At 64.0% G+C, this 4039-nt stretch carries 4 protein-coding genes and 1 pseudogene; 4 read left to right on the top strand and 1 reads right to left on the bottom strand.

All coding sequences use genetic code 11. The annotated features are described in order from the left end of the window. Nucleotides 1-2043: heavy metal translocating P-type ATPase (locus ACE3OH_RS20420; RefSeq protein ID WP_374357476.1), on the top strand; the 2043-nt coding region annotated here is incomplete at its 5' end. Next, nucleotides 2040-2612, top strand: coding sequence for a phosphatase PAP2 family protein (locus ACE3OH_RS20415; protein WP_374357474.1), 573 nt, complete (start codon nucleotides 2040-2042; stop codon nucleotides 2610-2612). The genes ACE3OH_RS20420 and ACE3OH_RS20415, both read left to right, overlap by 4 nt. 2 nt (nucleotides 2613-2614) lie before the next feature. Here ACE3OH_RS20415 and ACE3OH_RS20410 read toward each other — a convergent pair whose 3' ends face one another. Next, on the bottom strand, nucleotides 2615-3181 hold the full coding sequence (locus ACE3OH_RS20410; RefSeq protein ID WP_374357471.1) for a hypothetical protein: 567 nt from the start codon (nucleotides 3179-3181) through the stop codon (nucleotides 2615-2617). Nucleotides 3182-3401: 220 nt separating this feature from the next. Here ACE3OH_RS20410 and ACE3OH_RS20405 point away from each other — a divergent pair, with 220 nt between their 5' ends. Both ACE3OH_RS20405 and ACE3OH_RS20400 read left to right on the top strand, forming a co-directional pair. Then, nucleotides 3402-3743, top strand: coding sequence for a hypothetical protein (locus ACE3OH_RS20405; protein WP_374357469.1), 342 nt, complete (start codon nucleotides 3402-3404; stop codon nucleotides 3741-3743). A gap of 89 nt (nucleotides 3744-3832) precedes the next feature. Beyond that, a pseudogene (locus tag ACE3OH_RS20400) lies at nucleotides 3833-4039 on the top strand (hypothetical protein); the annotation flags it as partial.

Below are 4039 nucleotides of genomic sequence, written 5' to 3'. Positions count from 1 at the left end.
GAGGAAGCGCTGATCCGCAAGAAGCTGGGCGGTATGGCCGCGGTCTCTGGCTTGGATTTCAACCTGATGCAGCGGCTGCTGACGGTGGTCCACCATGCCGAGGCACAGTCGGCGGTCGAAGCTGCCATCCGCAGCCTGGGAATGACGCCCGAGCGGGTAGGCAGCGCCGCGCTGGCACCTACCGAACCAGCCAAGCCAACATGGCCACTGGCCTTGGCCGGTCTTGCCGCTGTCGGCGCCGAGGCGCTGCATTGGGCCGGTTTCCCTAGCTGGCTGGTTGCCGTACTGGCGGTCATTGCGGTTGCCGCCTGTGGACTGGGTACCTACCGCAAGGGCTGGATTGCCATACGCAACGGCAACCTCAATATCAACGCGCTGATGAGTATCGCTGTTACCGGCGCGCTCCTGCTCGGCCAGTGGCCCGAGGCGGCCATGGTGATGTTCCTGTTCACCGTCGCCGAACTGATCGAGGCCAAGTCGCTCGACCGCGCCCGCAACGCGGTGCGCGGGCTGATGCAGCTGACACCGGAAACAGCCACCGTTCAACAGGTGGACGGCCGTTGGATTGATGCCGAGGCCAGTTCGGTGGCGCCGGGCAGCCTGGTGCGGGTCAAACCGGGCGAGCGCATCGCTCTGGACGGCATCGTGGTTGAAGGGCAATCAACGGTTAACCAGGCGCCGATCACCGGCGAAAGCCTGCCTGTCGAGAAGACGGTGGGCGACACGGTGTTCGCGGGCACCATCAATCAGGCCGGCTCCCTCGACTTCCGGGTCACGACTGCCGCCAGTAACAGCACGCTGGCACGCATCATCCACGCTATCGAGGCGGCACAAGGTAGCCGTGCGCCCACCCAACGCTTTGTCGACCAGTTCGCCAAGGTCTACACCCCGGTGGTGTTCGCCATCGCTTTGGCCGTCGCCATCCTGCCGCCGCTTCTGGCGGGTGGCAGCTGGTTCGACTGGGTCTACAAGGCGCTGGTCCTGCTGGTCATCGCCTGCCCTTGCGCCCTGGTGATCTCGACCCCGGTCACCATCGTCAGCGGCCTGGCCGCCGCAGCCCGCCACGGCATCCTGATCAAGGGCGGCGTCTACCTGGAAGAAGGGCGCAAGCTCAGATGGCTGGCGCTCGACAAGACCGGCACGATCACCCACGGCAAACCAGTCCTGACCGATACCGCCGTACTCGCCGCCAAGACTGGCGACGAGGCAGTGCGGATTGCGGTTAGCCTCGCAAGCCGGTCGGACCACCCGGTATCGAGGGCAATTGCGGAATCGGGCAAGCAACAAGGCATCGTGCCGCTGGATGATGTTGCCGACTTCACTGCCTTGCCGGGCCGAGGCGTGCAGGCCGTGGTGGCAGGTATTCGCTACCAGCTGGGTAACCATCGGTTGATCCACGAGCAGGGCGTATGCTCACCGGCACTGGAAGTGCAACTGGATCATTTAGAGCAGGCGGGCAAGACGACGCTGCTACTCACGGATGGCCAACAGGCGCTGGCCTTGTTCGCGGTGGCCGATACCGTCAAGGACACCAGCCGCGCGGCCATTCAGGCGCTGCACGCACTCGGCATCAAGACCGCGATGCTGACGGGCGACAATCCGCACACGGCTCAAGCCATTGCGCAGCAGGTCGGCATCGACGAGGCGAAGGGCGATCAGTTGCCTGAAGACAAGCTTCGTGCGGTCGAGTTGCTTGCATTAACCGGCAAGGTGGGCATGGTCGGTGATGGCATTAACGACGCCCCGGCCCTGGCCCGCGCCGACATCGGCTTCGCCATGGGCGCAGCCGGTACCGATACCGCCATTGAAACGGCCGACGTGGCATTGATGGACGACGACCTGGGCAAGATCGCCCGCTTCGTCAGGCTGTCGCAGGACACCTACGCCATCCTGGTACAGAACATCGCGCTGGCCCTCGGCATCAAGGCGGTGTTCCTGGTGCTTACCCTGCTGGGCATGGGTACGATGTGGATGGCCGTGTTTGCCGACATGGGGGCCAGCCTGCTGGTGGTGGGCAATGGCCTTCGCCTGCTGCGCAAATGATGCTCAAGACGATTGTCTATGACTGGGGCGGCCTGAACGTCTGGCTGTTCCGGCACATCCATCCCGACGCGGCTACCGCGTTCGATACGATCATGCTGCTGGGATCGGTCATCGGGAATTACTGGAACTTCCCCATCGTCTTGGTCCTGGCGGGGGTTGGGCGACATCTCCGGCACGATGCCCTGCCGCGACTGCGGATGTGGGCAGTCGGATTCCTCATGCTGTCCGTTGCCGTGACCGCGCTGAAGATCGGAACGGCCATGCCGCGCCCCTCCGTCGCACTGGCCGGGGTCCAGGTGCTGGGTGGGCTGGATTCACCCTACGGCTTCCCCAGCGGCCATGCCGCCTTTGCCATGTGGGTGGCAGCGACACTATGGCCCTACGCCGGCAGGCGAAGCCGCGCCGTACTAGGGCTTACCGCGTTCTGGGTCGGTCTCTCGCGTATCTGGCTGGGTGCGCATTTCCCCGCCGATGTGCTGGCGGGCTACCTGACTGGCTATGGGGCAGCATGGCTGGCAAGGCAGACTACCTTGCCTCGCCAGCGACGGTGGTTCAGCCGAGAAACGTAGGCCTACTTCTTGTCAGGGGCGGCTGGCGGCTGCGCCATCCAGCGTTGGTGCCACATCATGTGGTCCATCATCATCTGCTGCATCGGCAGGTACTGGTCCATCATGTATTGGCGCTGCTTGAGCTGTTCCGGGGTCAAGCCGGAGTAATAGCCGCGCATATGGCCCCAGCCCATCATGCCGCTACCCATCATTCCACCGCCCATCGTTGGGCCGACATAGCCCATACAACCGCCAGGCCCCCACATACTGTTCATGGTGGTCATCGCTGCCTGCATGGAGGACCAATGGTCCTGTAGCAGCTGCTGTCGCTCCTGCGGATCCTGGGTTTGCCTAATCTTTTCCATTTGCGCCTGCATCTGTTTCATGTGCTCCTGGATTTGCGCCATGCGCTTGTCGAATTCGGCGGGATTCACAGCGGCGGCCTTGGCCTTGCTGCCCTGATCAGCCGCAGTGGCAGCTTGCGCGGGAATGCCCGAGGACAAGGCGGTGACAGCCATGATCGTGGCTGCAAGTACAAGGGTTCTCATGTCTTTAGCTCCTGGTAACTGTTTAGCGTTGTACTGGTGCATTCCATACAGGCATTGGGCGTGATGGTTATCGTAGGCCTGGTGGCAGAAAGGCCATTGCGCCAGATCAAGAGGGCGCTACCGGAGCGCGGTGCTTCGATGGGCGAGCGTAAGCTCGTGTACCGCCTCCCGACCAAGACGCCATGGGCCGTCCCTTTGCGGTCGACTGCAACTACAATGCATACCGTGCAACTTTGAGCCTGCTTGCCCGACAAAGCTCGACATGAGACCGTTCCTGCGCCATCTGTTGATCCTGCTGCTCGCCATCGCGCTACCCGTCATGGGCTGGGCCGGTGTTGTCTTGCCGGCGGCGCAGCCGTGCCCGATGCAGGCGACGGTGCAAGCAGGCGATCATGCAGACTGCTGCGCGGACAAGGCCGCCCACGGCAAAGTCGACAGTCCCTGCAAAATGGGCCAGCAATGCCCATCCGGCGTACAAGCTCAGCCCGTCGTAGCCGTGTCGGTGGCGCCAGTACTGAACACCTCACCGCGCGTCGCCGGTACGCCATCCTTTTTCGCCACCGCCGGTCCGACCGGCGTCTGGCGCCCGCCAATACTCGCCTGACTCCCTGATGTCTGCACCGGCCGCCACCTTCGGCCGGACTTCCGCATGTCTTGCCTTGCCGGCGACGTGCTGCACCCCGGAGTTGGATCATGCCTTCCCGCTTTACCTTGCCCTGGCGCCCCCTGGCCGCCTCGGTACTCGCCCTGCTGCCCCTGACCAGTCGGGCCGCCCCTTTGAGTTACAAAGCCGCTCTGGAGATCGCCGAACGCAATGCACCGCAATTGGCGGCGCAAGCAGCCGGCCTCGACGCCGCCCGTGCCACCGCGATGCCGGCTGGCGCCTTGCCCGACCCCAAA

The sequence above is a fragment of the Chitinimonas sp. genome, from assembly GCF_041904975.1.
In the GTDB taxonomy this organism is placed as follows: domain Bacteria; phylum Pseudomonadota; class Gammaproteobacteria; order Burkholderiales; family Chitinimonadaceae; genus Chitinimonas.
This window is presented reverse-complemented; position numbering and strand designations above follow the sequence as displayed.